Genomic DNA, 20,334 nt, shown 5'->3' with positions numbered 1-20,334 from the left:
CAGGGGACACGGAAGGCCGAACGGGTCGACGTTGCCATCTAGTCGGGTCGTCGCTCTCCTCCCTACAATCAGCGCCGAACGAAGATGGTAATTATCACCGTTTTCGCGGAATTTCGGGAGCGGCGGCGTATGTCTGAGCGGGTCGAGGTCGGCACCTCCCAGGAGGTGCCGCCGTCGGAGTGGGGGCGGCGGCAGCCGTTGGGATCTTTCAGTCCATGGGTGTTCGTCCTGGTCCTGGGCCTGCTGCTGCTCGGGCGGCTGGTGTTCACGCCTTACCTGACCGCCCCGGCGCTGCAGGCGTGGGCGACGATCTTCGTGGCGATCTGCGTCCAGGCGCTGCCCTTCCTGGCGTTCGGGGTGCTGCTGTCGGCTGCGATCACGGCGTTCGTCCCCGCCTCCTTCTGGACCCGGGCGCTGCCGAGGCGGCCGTTCCTGGCGGTGCCGGTGGCGGGGGCGGCCGGGGCGGTGCTGCCCGGGTGTGAGTGCGCGTCGGTGCCGGTCGCCTCCGGGCTGATGTCGCGGGGAGTGACGCCCGCCGCCGCGCTGGCGTTCCTGCTGGCCTCCCCGGCGATCAATCCGGTGGTGGTCGTCGCCACCGTGGTCGCGTTCCCGGGCGAGCCGATGATGGCGGTGGCCCGGTTCGGGGCCTCGCTCGCGGTGGCGGTGGTGGCCGGGTGGGTGTGGTTGCGGTTCGGCCGCGCCGACTGGCTGCGGATCCCCTCGCGTCCGGTGGGTGACGGGCCGCGGTGGCGGTCCTTCGTCGAGGCGATGCGGCACGACTTCCTGCACGCCGGCGGCTTTCTCGTCGTCGGCGGGGCCACCGCGGCGACGATGAACGTGGTGGTGCCGCGCTCGTGGCTGGAGTCGGTGGCGGGGATCCCGGTGGTGTCGGTGCTGACGCTGGCGCTGCTCGCGGTGATCCTGTCGATCTGCTCGGAGGCCGACGCGTTCGTGGCGGCCTCGATGACCGCCTTCTCGCCGACGGCCAAGCTCGCGTTCCTGGTGGTCGGACCGATGGTCGACCTCAAGCTGATCGCCCTTCAGACGGGGACCTTCGGACGGCGGTTCGCCGCCCGGTTCATCCCGCTGACCTTCGTCCTCGCGGTGGTCGTCAGCATGGCGGCCGGAGAGGTTCTGCTGTGAACCGGTTGACGCAGAGCATGGTCCTCGTCCTTCTCGGTGGGGCGGTGCTGCGCATCACCACCGTGTCCACCACCTACCTGAATTACGTGAAGCCCGGGTTCCGGCCCTTCCTGATCGCGGCGGGCGTGGTCGTCGTCGCGCTGGGCGTGATCGGGCTCGTCCAGGAATGGCGCGGGTCCACCGAGCCCGGCGACCATGACGACCACGACGACCATGACGACCACGATGGGCACGACCACGCGCACGCGCCGCGGGTGGCCTGGCTGCTGACCCTTCCCGTGTTCGCGATCTTCCTGGTCGCGCCGCCCGCGCTCGGCGCCTTCTCGGCGAGGTCGGAGGAGGCTCCGGCCAGACCCGTGGCCGCCGCCGAGTCCTACGACACGCTGTCCGCCGGTCAGGTCAACGAGATGACCATCGGCGAGTTCGTCGGCCGGGCCTGGGGCGAGGCCGATTCGCTGGCGGGCCGGCAGGTCAGGCTCACCGGGTTCTCCGTGCCGTCGGCGAAGAAGAAGGACCGGTGGTACCTGGCCCGGATCCAGATCGCCTGCTGCGCCGCCGACGGCGTCGCCCTGAAGGTGGCCGTGCTGGACGCCGAGATGCCGCCGGAGAACACCTGGGTCGAGGTGGTCGGCACGTGGAAGCGGCCCCCGTCCGGAGAGCTCGAACCCGGGACCGTCGCCCCCGAACTGAACGTCACCTCCATCACGCCGATCCCACAGCCGGTCGAACCCTACGAGTAGCCCGCGCCCCGCCGACGGCCCGGCAGGCCAGATAGAGGGTGAAGGAGATCGTGGTGACGTACGGGCTGATGGGCACGCTGCCGCCCAGGGCGAGCAGGATGCCGCCGACGACCGAGGTCACCGCGAACGCGACGCTGAGGAGTGTCACCCGCAGCGGCGAGGCGGTGACCCGCATCGCCGCCGCGGCGGGGGTGACCAGGAGCGCGAGGACCAGGAGCGCGCCGACGACCTGGATGGAGACGGCCACCGTCAGGCCGAGCAGCACCATGAAGACGGGGGAGAGGATCCCGACGGGCACGCCTCTCGCGGCGGCGACGTCGGGGTCCAGGCTGGCGAAGACCAGCGGCCGCCAGATCACCGCGAGCGCGAGGAGCACCACGGCGGACGTGCCGACCAGCCAGCCCGTCTGGACCGTGTCGACGGCCACGATCTGACCGGTGAGCAGGCCGAACTTGTTGGCCGCACGCCCCTTGTACAGGGCCAGGAACAGCACGCCCAGGCCGAGACCGAAGGGCATGAGCACCCCGATGACGGAGTTGCGGTCCTTGGCCCGTACACCCAGGGCTCCGATGATCAGTGCGGCGACGATCGACCCCACGAGCGAACCCGCCGCGACGTCGACGCCGAGGAGCAGCGCCGCCGAGGCGCCCGCGAAGGACAGTTCGGCGACACCGTGCACAGCGAAGGCGAGGTCGCGCATCATGACGAAGGTGCCGATGACGCCGCCGACCAGGCCGAGCACCGCGCCGGCGATCAGGGAGTTCTGGACCAGGACGAGCAGTTCGCCGTAGTTGTCGAAGCTGAAGATCTGCTGCCAGACGTCGCCGGTCATACCGTGGTCTCTCCGCCGTGGTCGTGCGCGCCCGGGGCTCCGACGACCACGAGCCTGCCGTTGATCCGGGCGACCTCCACCGGGCTGCCGTACAGGTCGGACAGGCTCGCCGAGGTCATGACCTCGGCGAGGGAGCCGAAGCGGAATCGCCCCTGCGCGAGGTACAGGACGCGGTCGACCATGTCCAGGATGGGGTTGATCTCGTGGGTGACGAACACCACCGTGGTGTCGTGGGTGCGCCGCCGTTCGTCGACGAGTTCGGCGACCACCTTCTGATGGTGCAGGTCCAGGGACAGCAGCGGCTCGTCGCACAGCAGGACCGCCGGATCGGCGGCCAGGGCCTGGGCGACCCGCAGTCGCTGCAGCTCACCGCCCGAGAGCAGGGTCAGCGGGCGGTCGGCGTAACCGGCCGCGCCCACGGCCTCCAGCAGTTCGCCGACCCGCCGCCGGATCCGGCGGGTGCCGAGGGGCAGGCCCCAGCGGTGACCGTCGAGTCCCAGCCGGATGAGGTCGCGGCCACGCAGGGGGGTCTGCGGGGCGACCGCCCGATGCTGCGGGATGTAGCCGAGCGGGCCTCCCCCGGTCAGCAGGGCGCCGGAGCTCAGCTGCTGCCGGCCCAGCAGGACGCGCAGGAAGCTGGTCTTCCCCGAGCCGTTGGGGCCGAGGACGGCGACGAACTCGCCCCGGCCCAGTTCCAGGTCCAGGTCCTGCCACAGCACCCGGTCGCCGAACGCCAGCCCGGCGCCGCTCAGGCCGATCGTCGCGCTCACGGGACGAGCGCGCCCTGGAGGGCGTCGACGGTGGAGGTCATCCAGGCGACGTAGTCCTTGCCCTCGGGCAGGGTCTCGGTGACCGGGACCACCGCGACGTCGCTGTCGGCCGCCGCCTTCTTGAGCTGTTCGGTCTGCTGCCCGCTGGTCTGCTCGTTGTAGACCAGCGCTTCCACCTTCCTGCCGGTGAACAGGGCGGTCGTCTCGGCCAGGACGGCGGGGGAGACGTCGTCGCCCTCTTCGACGGCCTCGCTGAACTCCTCGGGGGTCAGGTTCTTCAGGCCCGCCGCGTCCAGCAGGTAGAGGGGGACGGGTTCGGTGATGGCCACCGCGGTGCCCTGGGCCTCGGCGGCGATGGCGGCGATGCGCTCCTCCAGCGGCTTCAGCCTGCCCTTGAACGCCTCGGCGTTGGCGGTGAAGGTGGCGGCGCCGGCCGGGTCGGCCGTGGCCAGGGCCGTCGAGACCTGATCGGCGATCTTGGCGACCGAAGGCAGGTCGTACCAGATGTGCTCGTTGAGCTCCCCGCCGTCGGGGGCCGTCTTGCCGGAGACGGTGACCGCGTTGATGACCTGGGCGGAGGTGTTGCCGCTGGCCTTGAGCATGGTGTCGACGAAGTCGTCGTAGCCGCCGCCGTTCTCGATGACGACCTTGGCCTTGGAGAGCGTCAGCTGGTTCTGGGTGCTGGCCTCGTAGGAGTGGGGGTCCTGGCCGGGGTCGGAGATGATCGAGGTCACGTCGACCCGGTCGCCGCCCACCTGCCGGGCGATGTCCCCGTACACGTTGGTGGACGCGACGACCGTGATGGATTCCGGAGCGGAAGCGGAAGCGGGGGCCGAGGCCGGCGTCGTCGTGGTGCCGCCGCAGGCCGCGGCGAGCAGGGCAAGGGAGCAGAGGGCGGCAGAGCGCAGGGGATGCATGCCGGGCCTTCCTAGATCAATAACGGTTTTCATTTCAATCTGGTTCTTTCGTGGGCAACCATGTAGAAAATGAAAACCATTGTCAAGACGTGGGAGTGACCGCCATGCCCGATGCGCAGCGATGGCAGGCCGGGATCCGGGCGACCAGGAAGCGCGTCCTGGTGCTGGACGTGCTCCTGGCCCAGGACCGCCCCATCACGACCAAGCAGGTGTACGACGAGCTCTCCCGGCGGGGTCAGCCCATCGCGCTGACGACCGCCTACCGCGCCGTGTCCTCGCTGGTGGCGGCGGGTCTCGTGCACGTCTTCAGCCAGGCGGGCGAGGCGACCTATAGGGCCTGCGGCCCCACCAGGCACCATCACCTGATCTGCCGCGACTGCGGCCTCGTCGTCGAGCAGGAGGAAGAGGGCCGCCCGGACGGCTTCACGGTCGAGGCCGTCTACGGCATCTGCGCCTCATGCGCGCGAGGGCAGCAGCAGGCCGGCTCGTAACGCCACCAGCCAGGCCGCGCCGGGAAGAGCCATGCAGGCGCCGAGGATCGGCAGCAGCGCCGCCGGTCCGAGCGTGTCGAGGAGGGCTCCGGAGACGACGGCCGAGACGCCCAGTGAGGCCGTCGCCGTCGCGCTCCACAACGACACCACCCGGCCGCGCAGCTCGTTGGGGGAGTGGCCGAGAAGGATCGCCATCGACACGGGTCCGTAGACCACGTCCACGCAGGCGGCGGCTCCCCAGAGCGCGAGCGCCCACAGCGCGCCGGACGGCAGGCCCAGTGCGGCGGTGAACAGCCCTTCCCCGAGACAGGACAGCCCGAGCACGACCAGCCGCCTCTCCTCGGGGAGCCTCTTCAGCCGGGGCGCGGCGATGAGCAGCACGACCGCCCCGGCCAGGCCCTGCACCGCGTAGAACCAGCCGGTGCCGCCGTCGCCCAGGTCGTGGACCTGCACTGCCAGCGCCGTCATGGCCGTGATCGACCCGCCCAGGCCCAGGCAGAACACGGCCTCCAGGATGAGCAGGGCCGAGACGAGCCGGCTGCGCCGGACCGCGCGCAGGCCCTCGCGGAAGGCCCGGAAGCCGCGCGCCGCTTCGGGTCGGGTGTCGCCGCGCCGGTCACCGCGCCGGACCTTGGCGGTGAAGTGGAACGAGACCAGGAACGACACCGCGTTGACCACGAAGGCCCAGCGCCAACCGACCAGCGTGACGGCGGCGGCCCCGGCCAGGCCGCCGACCGCCTGGAACAGCAGGCCGTTGACCTGGACCGCCGCCGCGTACAGGACGCCCTCCTCCGGCCGGACCAGGGAGGGCATCCAGGCGTTGCGCGCGGCCTGGAAGACGAAGCCGACGGCGGCCGAGGCGAAGGTGAGCGGGTAGGCCAGCCAGATCGTGCCGGGGCTGTCGGCCAGCAGGAACGCCAGCGCCAGCACCGCGAGCACGCCGTCGCCGACCAGCATGATCGTGCGGCGGTCGAGCCGGTCGGCCAGCACCCCGCCCCAGGTTCCGAACAGGACGCCGGGCAGGTAGCGCATGGCCAGGGAAGCGCCCGCCGCCACGGCGGCGCCGGTGTGCTCGTAGAGCATCGCGAAGACCGCGACGGCGGTGAACCAGCCGCCGCAGACGCTGACCAGGTTGCCCAGCCACAGCAGCCGGAAGTCCTGGTTGCCGGCCAGTAACGACCCCAATCCGGTGGCGCTCTGCTCCTTGATGTCGGTCACGCGAGGAACGTACCGTCCATTGGAAATGAAAACCATCCCCAAAGATCTGTTGACAATGAAAATCATTATCGCCTAGCGTCTCTCCCGGCTCACCCGTTCGGAAGGAGGTGCGACGTGCTCGTTCAGCGGCGAATGCTGGGTCTGGCACGTGGCGCCTCGGGTCCCATGGCGTCGACCGCCCTGCTCTCGCTCCTGGCCACGGCGGCGGGGGCGGGGCAGGCGGTCGCGCTCGTCGAGACGATCCGGCGCGCCCTCATCTCCGGCGCGCCGGATCCGGCCGGCGTGGGTGGGCCGCTGGCGGTGACGGGGCTGTTCGTCGTCCTGCGCTGCCTGCTGTTATGGGCCCGGGATCAGTCGGCGAACTGGACGGCGTCGCTCGTCCAGGCCCGCCTGCGGATCCGGCTGGCAGAGCGGCTGCTCGACCTCGGGCCTGGTTACACCGTCACCGGATCGGCCGGGACGCTGCGGACCACGATCGCCGACGGCGTGGAGGCGGTCAGGGCCTACGTGGGCTTCTACCTGCCGCAGGTCGTCGTGAGCGTCGGCGGTCCACTGGTGATCGTCGCCGTGCTGACCTGGCAGGACCCGGTGGCAGGGGTGCTCGCTGGGGTCTGCGTGGTGCTGGTGCCGGCGTCCCGGCCGTTCTGGCGGCGGATCATGGGCGCGCGGTCCCAGCGGCACTGGACCGCGTACGAGAACTTCGCCGCCCGGGTGCTCGACGCCCTCCAGGGCATGACCACTTTGAAGGCGCTGGGCGCGACCGGCGTCTACGGCCACCGGCTCCGGCGCGACGCCCTCGCGCTCTACCGGGCGACCATGGGCGACCTCGCCGCCTCCAGTTCCGTCTACGTGATCAGCGCGTTCCTCATGACGGCGGGCACCAGCCTGTCGGTGGTGGTGGCCGCCATCCGCCACTCCACCGGCCACCTCGACGCGGCCGGTCTGCTGCTGATCGCCTGGCTGACCGCCGAGGCCTTCCGCCCGCTGCTCGAACTGCAGAACTACTGGCACGAGGGGTTCCACGGCCTGGCCGCAGGCAAGGGCGTCTTCGCCCTGCTGGACGCCGACGCGCCCGCCCCGGCGCCGGCCGCGCCTGTGACGAGCCGAACGGCTGACCGGCCACCCCGGCTGGTCCTGCGCGAGGTCACCTTCACCTACCCCGGCGCGGCCCGGCCCGCGCTGCGCGACGTCTGCCTGGTCGTCGAACCCGGGACGACGCTCGCGATCTCCGGACGCTCCGGATCGGGCAAGTCGACCCTGGTCAACCTGCTCCAGCGTCACTTCGACCCGCAGACCGGGCAGATCCTCGCCGACGGCGTCGACCTGCGCGACCTCGACCGCGACGCGGTCCGGGCCATGACCGCCGTGGTGAGCCAGGACACCCACCTCTTCCACGGCACGATCGCGGAGAACCTGCGCCTGGCGCGGCCGGACGCCGACCTCGCCTCCCTCCGGCACGCCGCCCGCCGCGCCAGGATCCTCGATGTCGTCGACGGCCTGCCGGACGGCTTCGACACGGTCGTCGGCGAACGCGGAGCCCGGCTGTCAGGCGGCGAACGGCAGCGGATCGCCATCGCGCGGGCCCTGCTGAAGGACGCGCCGGTGCTCATCCTCGACGAGGCCACCTCGGCGGTCGACGGCGAGACCGAGGCGGCCCTGCGCGAGGCGCTCGACGAACTGCGCGCCGGCCGCACCACGATCATGATCGCCCATCGCCTGTCGAGCCTCGTCAGCGCCGACGCGGTGGCCGTTTTCGACGGCGGCGAACTGGTGGAGCACGGCAGCCCCGCCGACCTGGCCGCCCACGCGGGAGCCTGGTCGGACCTGGTGGCGGCCCAGCACGGAGGTGCGCGATGACGTCCGCGTCCGAAGCCGTGGCGGCCTGGGAGGACGGCCGGCCCGCGTCGATGCGGGGCGGGGGCACGAAGGGACTGCTCCACGTGCTGGCCGGGCACCTACGCCCGTTCGGGATCTCGGTCCTGTTCGCGGTCGTCAACCAGGCGGCCGGGATGGCGGCGGTCGTGCTCGCCGCCGCCGCCGTCGGCCGGGCGCTCTCCGGAGCCGCGGACCTGTGGCCCGTGTTCTGGTGGGCCCTCGGGCTCACGGCCCTGCGGGCGGTGGCCAACTGGGTCGAGTCGTGGATCTCCCACGAGCTGTCCTTCCGCATCCTCGCCCAGGTGCGCCAGTGGCTCTACCTGGCCTTCGCCCGGATCGCCCCCGGCGGGCTGGTCCGCAGGCGCGGCGGCGACCTCGTGGTCCGGGCGCTGCGCGACAGCGAGAGCCTGGAGATCTTCTACGCGCACACCTCGATCTACATCGCGGCTGCGGTCGTGGTCACCCCGGCGGCGGTCGTGGCGATGGCCCTGATCGGCGGCGGCTGGGCCGCCCTCGCGCTGGCCCTCTGGCTGACGGCCTCGCTCGCGCTGCCGCTGGCTCTGCGCCGGGCGGGGACGCGTCACGGCGGCGACCTCAACCGCGCGCTCTCCGAGATGAACGTCGAGGTCACCGACCTGGTGCAGGGCCTGCGGGAGGTCATCTCGTTCGGCCGCGGCCCCGACCGTCTCGACCGGCTGCGGGAGGCCGACCGCCGCCTGGCCTCGGCGCAGCGCCGGCAGACCCTCCGCGCCGGGATGGAGACCGTCACCGGCGGGATCGCGGTCGGCGGCGCGACCCTCAGCGTCCTGGTCATCGGGCTGGACACTGGGCTGGACACTGGGCTGGACAACGGGCTCAGCACGCCCGCCCTGCTCGCCTCGGTGGCGCTCGCGGGCGCCGCCTTCACCCCCCTCGCCATGCTGCTCAACGTCACGCGGGTGTGGGGGATCACCTCCTCCTCCGCCGATCGGGTCTTCGACCTCCTGGAGGAACCGGCCGCCGTCGCCGACACCGGCTCCGCCGCGTCCCCCGCCCCGACCGGGGCTCCGGCGGTGGAGTTCGACCGGATCGTCTTCGGCTACGACGAGAGGCGTCCGGTGCTGCACGGCGTCTCGCTGACCGTTCCCGCCGGGACCACCCTCGCCCTGGCCGGGGCCACCGGCGCGGGCAAGTCGACCCTGGCCCACCTGCTGCTGCGCCACTTCGACCCGGCGTCCGGCGCCGTCCGGATCGGCGGGACCGACGTGCGGGACCTGCCGGTCGACGACCTGCCCCGGCTGGTCTGCCACGTGCCGCAGGAGGCCTTCCTCTTCCACGACACCCTGCGCGCCAACCTGGAGCTGGCCGATCCCGAGGCGACCGCCGAGCGGATCGCCCGCGCCTGTGACGACGCCCAGGTCACCCCGTTCCTGGACAGGCTGCCCGACGGCCTCGACACCGTGGTCGGCGAGCGGGGAGCCGCCCTGTCGGGCGGCGAACGTCAGCGGGTCGCCGTCGCCAGAGCCCTGCTGCGCGACTGCCCGGTGCTGGTCCTGGACGAGTCCTCCAGCCAGCTCGACGCCCTGTCGGAACACGAGATGCAGACCGCGCTCGACCGGGTCAGGAACGGGCGCACCACGCTGGTCATCGCCCACCGGCTCTCCACTCTCCGGCACGCCGATCTGGTCGCCGTGCTGGACCACGGCCGCATCGCCGGCATCGGCGGCCACGCCGAACTCATGGCGCGATGCGAGCCCTACCGACGTCTCGTCCAGGCGCAGGCGGACGCCGCCGCGCTCCTGGCCGGGCGGCCCGTCCCGACGACGACGCAGGGAGGTGATTCGTGATGAAGGTGACGAAGCTGAAGGTCGCGCAGGTCCGCGCGAGCGTGCACTCCAACAACCACTCGACCGTGACCCGGTCCAGCGTGGCCTGGCGCTAGCCGGTCCTGAGCCACGGGCGGGGACGTGCTCCTATCGCGTCCCCGCCCGCGGTCCTCGCAGCGTAGAGCAGGAAGGAGAGCCCATGAGCCGGTACGCCGGCGGGGTGTCGTTCGTCCCGAGGGACGACGGCTGGCTGGTGCACACCCCCGGAGAGGACTTCCTCGCCGTGTCCGCGCCCGAGGGCGCCCGCCCGGATCGTCCGCCGCTCGACGACCCCGACCTGACGGAGGTCTTCACGGAAGAGGGCGTGCTGGAGCCGATCCCGGTCCGCAGACCGGGCCGGGTCGCCCTGACCGGTGACGGGCCGCTGTTCGAGGCGGTCGGCCTCCTGCTCGAAGGAGCAGGTCTGACCACCGGCGACCAGGACGTCGCGGTGCGCATCGCGGTCTCCTCGTGGCTGCGCGACGAGCTGTTCCGGCGGCTCGACGCCGAGGCCCGGGACACCGGCGCCGCGCTGCACCTCGGGTTCGCCGAAGGGCGGCGCTGGTACACCGGCCCTTTCTGGACGGGCCCCGCGACCGCCTCCTACGAGGACCTGCGGTCGAGGAGGCTGGCCGCCTCGCCGTGGCCGGACGAACTGGCCGCCCACTGGGCGTGGCTCGACTCCGGCGGCGCTCCGGAAGCCGGCCCGTCGCCGGCCGTGGGGGCGCACGTCGCCGCCGCGCTGATCGTCGCGGACGTCTGGGCCTACCTCCACGACCGGGAGGCTCCGGGAACGGGCGTCCAGGCGGGCTTCGACCCCGCGACCGGGCTGCTGAACCGGCATCTCGTGCTGCCGGTGCCCGGCGGGCTGATGGTGGAGCAGCCGTGATCATGATCGACGTCCCGGTCGGCGGGCTCGTGGCCGACGTCTTCCTGCCGGAACGCGTCCCGGCCCCCACCGTCGTGGTCCGCACCCCCTACGGAACGCCGGGGCTGTGGCCCGAGGCCGACGCGCTGACCGGCGCGGGCCTGGCCGTGGTCCTCCAGGACCTGCGCGGACGCCACCGCTCCCCAGGCGAGTTCGAACCCGGCGCCGACGAGCGGGCCGACGGTCACGCCACGCTCGACTGGATCACCGCCCAGCCGTGGTCCGACGGCGCCACGTTCCTGTACGGCACCTCCTACGAGGCCTACGCCGCCTGGTGCGCCGTGGCCCACCCGTCGGTGAGGGGAGTGGCCAGCCGCCAGCCCTGGCCGCCGGCCACCGTGGCAGTCGACGAGGAACTGTGGTGGCGTACCGAGATCGGCGGCGGACGCCAGCTCCGCCCCGGGCTCTACGACCTCGCGCTGACCCAGAAGGCCTGGCCGGTGCCCCTGGGAACCTGGCCGCCCACGCCGAGCAGTTGGAAACCGCAGGCCCGGAGAACCGGCGCACGGATCCGCGCCGTGGACGTCCCGACCCTGCACCTGGGCAGCTGGTACTGCGGCTCGGCCGCCACGACGCTGCGCCAGGCGAGCCTGGCCCGGCGGGCGACCGTGGTGATGGGCGGCTGGGCTTCCCCGCTGACACACCGGCTCCAGCCCGAATGCGCGATCGACGTCCCGGCCGAGCCCGACCCCACCGAACTGGCGCTCTCCTGGCTCGCCACGCTCGCCACCGATCCCGCCGCGGCCGCGGAGGAGTGGCGGCACGGCTGCCTCGTGCTGGGAACCAGCCGTTGGGAGCCGGTGGACCCGCGCCCTCCGGCGCGTCCGGCGCGGCGGTCGCTGGCGCTGACTCCCGAGCGGCCCGACCTGGTCATCGCCCATGATCCGGCCGATCCTCACCCGTCGCTGCCGCACTCGGCCGACCTGTCGGTCATCGGGCCGCGCACCGACGTCGTGCGTCTCACCGCGACGGGCCGGGCCGAGTGGCACGGGGTGGCGCGGGTGCGCTGCCGCGCCGAGGCCGACCGGCCCGCCGAGCTGGTCGCCACTCTCGTCCACGAGACCCCCGAGGGCGTCCGAACGCGACTGAGCGACGGCACGACGCCGATCACCTCCGGACGCGGGGTGGCGGAGATCCGCTGCGCGCCCGTCGCGGTCGATCTCCCGCCGGGTCACACCCTGCACCTGGAGCTCACCGTCGGACGGCACCCCCGCCACACCGCGCCGGGAACGCCGGTCACGGTGACGATCTCCGGCGTCGACCTGCTGGTCCCGGGGAGCCGTCGATGAACCATCCGCTGCTCGACCCCCGTACCGGACTGATCACCCGCCTCGACCAGGTGGAGGCTGAGCCCTGGTGGCCGTCCGGGCTGAACGTGTGCACGGCCTCGGTCGCGGCGATCTCCGACCTCCTGCCCTGGCCCGCCGACCGGGTGGCGACCGGCACCGCCTTCCACGATCCTGAACGAGCCCTGATGAGCGCGGCCGGTGAGGCGATCGAACGCTACTGCGGCAACTTCGTCCCGGCGGACCTGCGCCGGGCGAGCCACCGGGAACTGGCCGCCGCCGGTGAGAACGCCCTCGACCCGGCGACGTTCGCGCTGTACTCCGCGAGCCAGTACGCCGAACCGGGGTGCCCCTTCGTCCCCTTCACCGCCGACCTGCCGGTGCTCTGGATGCGGGGAACCACCTTGGACGGGCCGCCGGTGTGGGTGCCCGCGTCCCTGGTCTTCGTCAACTACCTCGTGCCGCCGCGCGCGGCCGAGCCCGCCACCAACTACGCCATGCTGGCGGGTCTGGCGGCCGGCCCCGATCTGCGCTTCGCGCTGACCTCGGGGCTGGAGGAGATCATCGAGAGGGACGCCACCGTCATCTGGTGGGCCAACCGCCTTCCGGCCGCTCCGGTGGACGTGGCCGACGCGCGCCTCGCGCATCTGCTGCGCCCCGACGCGGACCTTGGTCCCGGCTGGGGGCGCGCGTCAGGAGATCTGCGTTATCGCGTGGTGAGCGTGCCCACGACGTTCGACGTCGCGGTGATCGGTGTCCTGCTCCACGACCCGGCCCTCGGCATTCACACCTTCGGCGTCGCCGCCCGGCCCGATCCCGTGCCGGCGGTGGCGAAGGCGATGGCCGAGGCGGTCACCCTGCGGATCTACTCCGTCGGCCTCCTGGAGCCCGACGGCGCGATCCACCAGGCCGTCGAGGACGGCGTGCTCAGCCCGGACATGCTCAAGCCGCACCGCCCCGACCGCGCCTACGCCGCCTCCTACCGGAGCGACTTCAGGGACGTGGTGGATCTGGCCTGCCACAGCCAGATCTGGCTCGACCCGGCGATGGCGAAGGAGCTGGAACCCATCACCGGCCCGGCCGATCCGGTGACCCTCGACGACCTGCCGACGATCACCGGCGACGTCTGCCGGGCCTACCTCGACCGGATCGAAGCGCGGGGACTGCGCGCCCACGCCGTCGATCTGACCACCCCCGACGTGGCCGTGACCGGAGCCCGGGTGGTCCGCGTGGTGGTCCCCGGCGCCTACTCCAACCCGCCCGCCGCCTTCCCCTTCCTCGGCGGCGACCGGCTCTACACCGACCCGGTCCGGCTCGGGCTGCGCGCCGCCCCGCTCGCGGAGGCCGACGTCAACCTCGTCCCGCTCCCGCACACCTGAGAGATCCGATGGACGCATCGCTCGACCCCCGCACCGGTTTGATCACCCGCGTGGAGACCCGGCGCAGCCACGCCGTGCTCCACACCGTGACCGCCGAACTGGCCGCCACCGGCCGGTTCGCCCACCCCCTCGGCAACCCTCTCGTCGGCGGCGCGTCGTTCGGCGACCCCGGCCGCGCCCGGCGCAGAGCGCTGGGTGAGGCCGTGGAGCGCTACGCCGGCCACCTGGTCCCGGAGGCGAGACTCAGGCACGCGACCTGGCACGACCTCGACGACGCCGTCGACCCCGACCGGCTGGCCCTCTACTCGCCGGCCCAGCACGACCGGCCCGGCTTCCCGTTCGCGGGCCTGCGCCGCGACGACGTGCTCGCCTGGGTGGCCGGTCGCTCCGATGACGGGCGTCAGGTGTGGGTGCCCGCCTCGCTGGTCTGGCTGTCCTCCGGTGCGCACACGCTGGTCCGGGCCCGCCCGGCGCACCTGCCGATCGCCGCCGGCATCGCGGCCGGGCCCACCCCGGAGGCGGCCAGGGCCTCGGCACTCGCCGAGGTGGTGGAACGGCACGCCCTGGCCACCGCCTGGTACGGCGGAGCCGCGTTCCCGCTGGTGGAGGGGCCGCCGCTGCCGGTTCCGGCGGGGGCCGAACTCGTGTGGCGGTCCGTGCCGAACGCGCTGGGCGCGCCGGTGGTGCTGTGCGTCGCGTCGTCCCCGGACGGGCTGATCGGTGTCGGCTGCGCGGCCGGGTCGGCCCGGTCGGCCGCCGCCGAGGCGCTGCGTTCGCTGGACGCCCTCGCCGAGGTCATCGACGGGGTGCCGGAATGGGAACGACCGGCCGGCCCGCTGATGCCGCACCGGAGCGACCGCCGCTACCTCGACTCCTACGCCCCCGACCTGAGCGACGCCACCGACCTGCTCTGCACCGTGCAGCTCCTCGCCGACGAACGCGTCGCCACGGCCGTCCGGGACCGCTTCGACGGGGGCGCGCCGCCCGGAAGGCCGTCCCTCGACCTCGAAGTGATCACAGTCGATCTCACCACCCCCGACCTGGCCGCCCTGGGACTCCACGTGGCGCGGGTCGTGGTGCCCGGACTGCGCTCCACCGGTCCCGCCGCCTATCCCTTCCTGGGCGCGGGAGCCGACCCGCTGCCCAGCCCCGTCGAGACGCTGCCGGTGCCCCATGTCTGAACCGTGGAACCTCGACCGTCCCGGCCGGAAACTGGCCACGACGGGCACACACCGCGCCGCCACCCTGGAGGAGACCTGGCGGCGGCTCGGCCCGGCGCTGGCCGCCTGCGGGGTGACGCGGGTCTGCGACGTCACCGGCCTGGACCTCATCGGCATCCCGGTCGCCACCGCCTACCGGCCCAACGCCCGCAGCCTGTCGGTCAGCCAGGGCAAGGGCGTCAGCCGGGAGGCGAGCCGGGTGTCGGCGGCCATGGAAGCCGTCGAGCACGCGCACGCCGAAGTGATCGACCGTCCGTTACGGCTGGCCCGGCCCGCCGAACTGGGCGCGGCGGCACTCGACCCCCGTCGGCTGCCGCGCACCGCCGACGGGGTGCTCGACGAGGTCACGCCTCTGCTGTGGATCGACGGTGTCGACGTGCGTACGGGCGAGCCGAGAGCGGTGCCGTACGAGGCGGTCAGCCTGGACTTCACGCTGCCGCCCGCGCTGACCGGGCACGGCCTGTCCCGCGACAGCAACGGCCTGGCCGGGGGCAACAGCGCGCTGGAGGCGCTGGTCCACGCGCTGTGCGAGCTGATCGAACGGGACGCGGCGGCTCTCTGGGACCTCCGCGACGGCCTGACCCAGGCCGAGGCACGGATCGACCCGTCCACCCTGACCGATCCGGAGACGGCGCGGCTGCTGGAACGCTACGACCGGGCGGGTGTCGAGGCGGCGCTGTTCGACATCACCTCCGACCTGGGCGTCCCGGCCGTGCTGTGCCACATCGTGGAGGCCGAACCCGACCCGTTCCGCCCTCTGCCCGCCGCCACGGGGCTCGGCTGCCACCCCCATCCGGCCATAGCGGTCCAGCGGGCCCTGACCGAGGCGGCGCAGTCCCGGCTGATCACCGTCTCCGGAGCCCGCGACGACATCACCCGTGAACGCTACGCGGAGACCACCGACCTCGACGGCATCGGGGAACTGCGCGACGCGCTCCGCGAGAGCCTGCCGTACGCCCGCCCCTTCGAGGCGGCGGGCGCCGACCACGAGCTGCTCGGCGACGACCTCGACTGGCTGCTCGACCGGCTCGCCGGAGCGGGGCTCGACCAGGTGATCGCGGTCGAGCTGACCCGGGCGTCCCTGGGCGTCCCCGTGGTCAAGGTGCTGGTTCCCGGGCTGGAGGGGGCGGGAGCGCTGACCGGCGAGCCCACCCTGCCGGGACCCAGGGCGCTGGCGCTCGGACCGGAGACCGCCGATGCCTGAGATCGCCGTCTTCGCCGGTCCGACCATCCCGGCCGACCTCGTGCGGGACCGCCTGCCGGGCCGCGACGTCCTGGTGCTGCCGCCCGCCGGGCAGGGCGATGTGGCCGCGCTGGTCGCCGCCGGACGCCCCCGCGTGATCGCCGTCGTCGACGGGGTGTACGAGCGCGTCCCCGCCGTCTGGCACAAGGAGATCCTCTGGGCGATGTCCGAGGGCGTCGCCGTCGCCGGGGCCGCCAGCATGGGCGCCCTGCGCGCCGCCGAACTCGCCCCCTACGGCATGACCGGCGTCGGCGAGGTCTACCGGGCGATCGTCACCGGCGAACTCACCGACGACGACGAGGTCGCGGTCGCCCACCTCGACGCCGAACAGGGCTACCGGCCGGTCAACGAGGCGATGGTCACCATCAGGGCCACGCTGCGCGATGCCGTGCAGGAAGAGGTGATCACGGCCGCCGAGGCGGCCGACCTGATCTCCACGGCGAAGAACCTGCACTATCCCGACCGGCGATGGCCCGACCTGGCGGCGGGCCGCCTGCGGGACTGGCTGCCGACCGGGCGGCGCGACGTCAAACGCGCCGACGCCCTCGCGCTGCTGGACCTGCTGGCCCGGGACGAGATCCGGCCCGCCGAGCGCGCCTGGCACTTCGAGCAGACCTCCCAGTGGCGCGCGGTGCGGCCGGTCGGCCGCACCGCGCTCGCGCCCGCCGTCACCCGGAGCATCCTGGACGACCTTCGCGCCGAGGGCCGCTACGACGAGCTGGAACGCGCGGCCACACTCCGCCTGGTGGCCGCGGCCACCGGTGCCCGCCCGCACGGCGCCGCCCTGGCGGAGTGGATCGCTCTGGTGGCCGAGCGCGTCCCGGCCGCCGAACTGGCCGACCTCGGCCCGGCGGACCTCGCGGCCTTCGCCGCCGACCAGGCCTGCCTGGTGGCCGCCACGACCGAAGTCGCCGGCGACGTCCCCGCCGCGATCCTCGACACCCTGCGCGTCCGCGGCGAGTACGCCGCACGCGTCGCCCCCAAGGAGAAACCATGAAGAGACCGATATCGGCGCTGGCCACGCTCGCCCTGCTGACCGGCTGCGCGACCCCCACCCCGGCAGCGGCTCCCACCGCCTCCGCTCCCGCCGCGATCCAGGTGACCAACTGCGGCGCCGTCTACACCTACGACACCGCCCCGCAGCGCATCGTCACCTCCAGCACGGTCGCGACCGAGGTCGTCCTGGCCCTGGGCCTGAAGGACCGGCTGGCCGGCACCGTCGCCGCCGGCGACATCATGCGGGAGTACGCCGCCGACCTGACCGGCGTCGAAGTGATCTCCGAATCGGCCTTCCCGCCCCCGTCCAAGGAGGTCGTCTACTCCGCCGCCCCCGACCTGGTGGTCAGCGGCTACCCCGACGACTACGGACCCAAGGCCCTGGGCGACCGCGCCGTCCTTCGGAAGGAGGGCGTCAACAGCCACCTGCTGTCGGCGAGCTGCCCCGGCGCGACCGCCACCGTCGAGCAGACCTACGAGGACCTGCGCGCCCTGGGCCGGGTCTTCGGCGTCCAGGACAGGGCCGAGCAGCTCGTCGCCGCGCTCAGGACCGAGGTGGACGCCGTCACCCCGGCCGCTCCCGCCCTGCGGGTCTTCGACTACGCCGGCGGCAAGGACAAGCCGCTGACCAGCGGCGCGAACACGCTGGCGTTCGACCTGTTCCGCCGGGCCGGCGGGGAGAACATCTTCCCCGAGACCAAGGAGTTCGGGCAGGTCTCCTGGGAGGAACTGGTCAAGCGCGACCCGCAGGTGATCGTGGTCGAGGACCAGGCCTTCGAACCGGCCGACGAGGCGATCGCCTGGATGCGCTCCCACGCCCCGATCAAGGACGTCACCGCGGTCAAGGAGAACCGCTTCGTCGTCATCCCCGTCAACGACCTGCAGCCCGGCCTCCGCAGCGGACGCGCGCTCAGGGCGCTGGCCGAGGGCTTCGCCCGTTGACGGTCCGGGTCGCCGCCCGGCGGGTCTCGTCAGGCCGGCCGGGCCGCCGGGTGACGTTGGCGGGCGCGGTGGCGCTGCTGGCCATGCTGCTCGGGCTGTCGCTGGTCGCGGCCGTCGGGCTCGGGCCGGTCGACATCCCGTTCGCGGACGTGTGGCGGATCGTCCTCGGCACGCGGGACGCCCCCGCCGGACCGCTCGCCGTGATCGTGCGCGACATCCGGCTGCCCCGGGTCCTGCTCGGCGCGATCGTCGGCGCGGGCCTGGCCGTCACCGGCGCGGTGCTCCAAGGGGTGCTGCGCAACCCCTTGGCCGACCCCTATCTGATCGGAGCCAGTTCGGGGGCGTCGCTGGGCGCGGTCCTGGCGCTGATGTCCGGCCTGTCGTGGCTGCTCCCGCTGGCCGCCTTCACCGGCGCCATGCTCACCTTCACCGTGGTGCTGCTGCTGGCGCGCGACGGCGGCCAATTGGGTGTCACCCGGCTGATCCTGTCCGGTGTCGCCGTGGCCGCGCTGGCGGAGGCGGCGACCAACTTCATCGTCCTCAACTCACCCGACTCCCAGCTGAGGTCCGCGCTGTTCTGGAGCCTCGGCGGCCTGTCCGGGACGCAGTGGGGCGACCTGCCCGTGCCGGCGACCGTGGTCGCGATCTTCGTGGTGTGGTTCTGGCTGCGGTCGGCCGGGCTCAACGCCCTCGTCCTGGGGGAGGAGGGCGCCACGAGCCTGGGTGTGGAGGTGAACCGGCTGCGGGTGCGGCTCGTCATCGGCTCGGCGATCACGGTCGGCGCGGTGGTGTCGGTCAGCGGCGGCATCGGTTTCGTGGCGCTGATGGTGCCGCACGCCGTGCGGATGGTGGTCGGCGGCGACAACCGGTGGGTGGTCCCGCTCAGCGCCGTGGCCGGAGCGCTGCTGCTGGTGTGGGTGGACGTCGGGGCACGCCTGCTCAACCAGCCCGACGAGATCCCCATCGGGGTCATCACCGCGATGCTGGGCGCGCCGTTCTTCCTGGTCCTGCTCGCCCGCGCCAACCGGAGGGCGCTGTCGTGAGCCTGTCCCTGGAGATCGAGGACGTCGCCTGGGAGCCCGTGCTCCACGACATCACGCTGTCGGTGACGCCGGGAGAGATCCTCGGCCTGATCGGGCCCAACGGCAGCGGCAAGTCGAGCCTGCTGCGGTGCGTCTACCGGCGTCAGCGCCCCGACCGGGGGCGGATCCTGGTCGACGGCCTGAACGTCTGGGCCGCCGGGGCCGGTGAGGTCGCCCGCCGGGTGGCCGTCGTCACCCAGGACTCACCGGCCGACCTGGAGAACAGCGTCGAGCAGATCGTCGCCCTGGGACGGGTGCCGTACCTGGGCGGTCTGGGGCGGCTCACCGCCGCCGAGCACGACCTGATCGAAGACGCGATGGAGCGCTGCGAGGTGCGCACGCTGGCCCACCGGCCGTACGCGCGGTTGTCCGGCGGCGAACGGCAGCGGGTCCACCTGGCCAGGGCGCTGGTCCAGCAGCCCGGCCTGCTGCTGCTCGACGAACCCACCAACCACCTGGACCTGCGTCACCAGGTGGGACTGCTGCGGCTGGTGCGCTCCCTGGGCGTCACCGTCGTCGCCGCGCTGCACGACCTCCAGCTCGCCGGGGCGGCCTGCGACCGGCTGGCGGTGCTGAGCGGTGGCCGTCTGGTCGCCGACGGCCCGCCCGCGAAGGTGGTCACGGCCGAACTGCTCGCCGAGGTGTACGGCGTGGAGGCGGAGGTGACCCACGGCCCCGACGGGCTGCCCAGGATCAACCTGCCCCTGGCCGGCTAGTTCGTGCCCTCGGGCACGCCGTCGGCCGTCATGGCTCCCCCGCCGGGCGCGCTCGTCAGGTAGACGTGCTGGTGACCGTGGCCGGCGTCGACGTTGATCTGGTCGAGTTGGGTGGCCGCGACCGACCAGGTCATCAGGCCGACCGTCCGCTGCCGGCGGGCGACGTCCAGGCATCCCTGCCGCACGTCGGTGGGCACCTTCCGGCAGTACGCGTAACCGTCGACCGCGACCGCCATGGCGTCCACGGCGCTGCGGAAACCGGCGCGGGCCACGTTGGTCGAGGTCGTGCCGGACGGCGTGACGGAGTGACGGTCCACCGCCTGCTTCATGACGCGCTGCCACTCGCCGAGCTCCGCGTCGGTGGGGGTCCGGGCGGCGAGCGCGCCGCCGGGCGGAAGCGCCTCGCCCAGGGCCGCCATGACCTTGGTCAGATCGGTGGCCGTGGTACGCGCGCCGGCCGTCAGCTCGACGATCTGCTGTGCGTCGCGTCTCATCTCCGCCGCCCGCATCTCGGCGACCGAGGTCTCGGTGGCGTCCGGGGACCCGAACAGATATCCCAGGGAGCCGGCGACCAGGATGGCGACGACCAGCCCGGCCGCGTATCGCGAGCGTGCCGGGCGAGGCGTCTCCCGGGCGGGCAGAGGGCGAGCTGGTCTGGCCGTCTTGGGGGGCATGTGACAGGCTCCGATCACCCGGGTGGCACAGCAAGGTC

At 73.2% G+C, this 20,334-nt stretch carries 19 protein-coding genes; 14 read left to right on the top strand and 5 right to left on the bottom strand.

Translation table 11 applies throughout. The annotated features are described in order from the left end of the window. Positions 1 to 129: 129 nt before the first annotated feature. Both AW270_RS36545 and AW270_RS36540 read left to right on the top strand, forming a co-directional pair. A complete protein-coding gene (locus AW270_RS36545) occupies positions 130 to 1,143 on the top strand; it encodes a permease (protein WP_061300730.1) in 1,014 nt (337 codons plus the stop codon). After that, positions 1,140 to 1,883: a TIGR03943 family putative permease subunit gene (locus AW270_RS36540; RefSeq protein ID WP_063819470.1), complete on the top strand. Its 744-nt coding sequence runs from the start codon at positions 1,140 to 1,142 to the stop codon at positions 1,881 to 1,883. Before AW270_RS36545 ends, AW270_RS36540 begins: the two co-directional genes overlap by 4 nt. On the opposite strand, the gene AW270_RS36535 is transcribed toward AW270_RS36540, so the two are convergent. The 3 genes from AW270_RS36535 to AW270_RS36525 are packed head-to-tail and all read right to left on the bottom strand — an operon-like array spanning position 1,846 to position 4,402. Next, a complete protein-coding gene (locus AW270_RS36535; RefSeq protein WP_061300728.1) occupies positions 1,846 to 2,715 on the bottom strand; it encodes a metal ABC transporter permease in 870 nt (289 codons plus the stop codon). The two genes, AW270_RS36540 and AW270_RS36535, sit on opposite strands and share 38 nt — an antisense overlap. Beyond that, complete coding sequence (locus AW270_RS36530; RefSeq protein ID WP_061300727.1) at positions 2,712 to 3,485, bottom strand: metal ABC transporter ATP-binding protein; 774 nt, start codon at positions 3,483 to 3,485, stop codon at positions 2,712 to 2,714. Before AW270_RS36530 ends, AW270_RS36535 begins: the two co-directional genes overlap by 4 nt. After that, positions 3,482 to 4,402, bottom strand: a complete 921-nt coding sequence (locus AW270_RS36525) for a metal ABC transporter solute-binding protein, Zn/Mn family (RefSeq protein WP_061300726.1) — start codon at positions 4,400 to 4,402, stop codon at positions 3,482 to 3,484. The genes AW270_RS36530 and AW270_RS36525 overlap by 4 nt, the downstream gene beginning before the upstream one ends. An 89-nt stretch (positions 4,403 to 4,491) precedes the next feature. Between AW270_RS36525 and AW270_RS36520 the strand changes: the two genes are divergently transcribed. Continuing rightward, the gene (locus AW270_RS36520; RefSeq protein WP_169807423.1) at positions 4,492 to 4,893 is read left to right on the top strand and encodes a Fur family transcriptional regulator; all 402 of its coding nucleotides are present in this window, start codon (positions 4,492 to 4,494) and stop codon (positions 4,891 to 4,893) included. Here the strand turns inward: AW270_RS36520 and AW270_RS36515 are convergent. Continuing rightward, a complete protein-coding gene (locus AW270_RS36515; protein WP_218009443.1) occupies positions 4,858 to 6,111 on the bottom strand; it encodes an MFS transporter in 1,254 nt (417 codons plus the stop codon). The genes AW270_RS36520 and AW270_RS36515 overlap by 36 nt on opposite strands. Before the next feature lie 114 nt (positions 6,112 to 6,225). Between AW270_RS36515 and AW270_RS36510 the strand changes: the two genes are divergently transcribed. From AW270_RS36510 to AW270_RS36460, 11 genes are all read left to right on the top strand, one after another. Continuing rightward, positions 6,226 to 7,968, top strand: coding sequence for an ABC transporter ATP-binding protein/permease (locus AW270_RS36510; RefSeq protein ID WP_061300723.1), 1,743 nt, complete (start codon positions 6,226 to 6,228; stop codon positions 7,966 to 7,968). Next, the gene (locus AW270_RS36505) at positions 7,965 to 9,812 is read left to right on the top strand and encodes an ABC transporter ATP-binding protein (RefSeq protein ID WP_218009442.1); all 1,848 of its coding nucleotides are present in this window, start codon (positions 7,965 to 7,967) and stop codon (positions 9,810 to 9,812) included. Before AW270_RS36510 ends, AW270_RS36505 begins: the two co-directional genes overlap by 4 nt. 178 nt (positions 9,813 to 9,990) lie before the next feature. Then, on the top strand, positions 9,991 to 10,719 hold the full coding sequence (locus tag AW270_RS36500) for a hypothetical protein (RefSeq protein ID WP_061300722.1): 729 nt from the start codon (positions 9,991 to 9,993) through the stop codon (positions 10,717 to 10,719). 2 nt (positions 10,720 to 10,721) lie between these two features. Beyond that, complete coding sequence (locus AW270_RS36495; protein ID WP_061300738.1) at positions 10,722 to 12,047, top strand: CocE/NonD family hydrolase; 1,326 nt, start codon at positions 10,722 to 10,724, stop codon at positions 12,045 to 12,047. Further along, a complete protein-coding gene (locus tag AW270_RS36490; RefSeq protein WP_061300721.1) occupies positions 12,044 to 13,423 on the top strand; it encodes a YcaO-like family protein in 1,380 nt (459 codons plus the stop codon). Before AW270_RS36495 ends, AW270_RS36490 begins: the two co-directional genes overlap by 4 nt. An 8-nt stretch (positions 13,424 to 13,431) precedes the next feature. Beyond that, positions 13,432 to 14,604: a YcaO-like family protein gene (locus AW270_RS36485; RefSeq protein WP_061300720.1), complete on the top strand. Its 1,173-nt coding sequence runs from the start codon at positions 13,432 to 13,434 to the stop codon at positions 14,602 to 14,604. After that, positions 14,597 to 15,847, top strand: a complete 1,251-nt coding sequence (locus AW270_RS36480; RefSeq protein ID WP_061300719.1) for a YcaO-like family protein — start codon at positions 14,597 to 14,599, stop codon at positions 15,845 to 15,847. The genes AW270_RS36485 and AW270_RS36480 overlap by 8 nt, the downstream gene beginning before the upstream one ends. Beyond that, positions 15,840 to 16,883, top strand: coding sequence for a TfuA-like protein (locus AW270_RS36475; protein WP_061300718.1), 1,044 nt, complete (start codon positions 15,840 to 15,842; stop codon positions 16,881 to 16,883). The genes AW270_RS36480 and AW270_RS36475 overlap by 8 nt, the downstream gene beginning before the upstream one ends. Beyond that, complete coding sequence (locus AW270_RS36470) at positions 16,880 to 17,824, top strand: ABC transporter substrate-binding protein (RefSeq protein ID WP_061300717.1); 945 nt, start codon at positions 16,880 to 16,882, stop codon at positions 17,822 to 17,824. Before AW270_RS36475 ends, AW270_RS36470 begins: the two co-directional genes overlap by 4 nt. Continuing rightward, positions 17,821 to 18,867: a FecCD family ABC transporter permease gene (locus tag AW270_RS36465; RefSeq protein WP_061300716.1), complete on the top strand. Its 1,047-nt coding sequence runs from the start codon at positions 17,821 to 17,823 to the stop codon at positions 18,865 to 18,867. The genes AW270_RS36470 and AW270_RS36465 overlap by 4 nt, the downstream gene beginning before the upstream one ends. Next, positions 18,864 to 19,622 (top strand): ABC transporter ATP-binding protein, encoded by a 759-nt coding sequence (locus AW270_RS36460; RefSeq protein ID WP_061300715.1) that lies wholly within the window; start codon positions 18,864 to 18,866, stop codon positions 19,620 to 19,622. Before AW270_RS36465 ends, AW270_RS36460 begins: the two co-directional genes overlap by 4 nt. Here the strand turns inward: AW270_RS36460 and AW270_RS36455 are convergent. After that, on the bottom strand, positions 19,619 to 20,296 hold the full coding sequence (locus AW270_RS36455) for a hypothetical protein (protein ID WP_061300714.1): 678 nt from the start codon (positions 20,294 to 20,296) through the stop codon (positions 19,619 to 19,621). The two genes, AW270_RS36460 and AW270_RS36455, sit on opposite strands and share 4 nt — an antisense overlap. Positions 20,297 to 20,334: the final 38 nt, after the last annotated feature.

The organism is Herbidospora cretacea (assembly GCF_001570605.1).
In the GTDB taxonomy this organism is placed as follows: domain Bacteria; phylum Actinomycetota; class Actinomycetes; order Streptosporangiales; family Streptosporangiaceae; genus Herbidospora; species Herbidospora cretacea.
The sequence above is the reverse complement of the archived record's forward strand: the minus strand, read 5'-3'. Positions and strand labels throughout refer to the sequence as shown.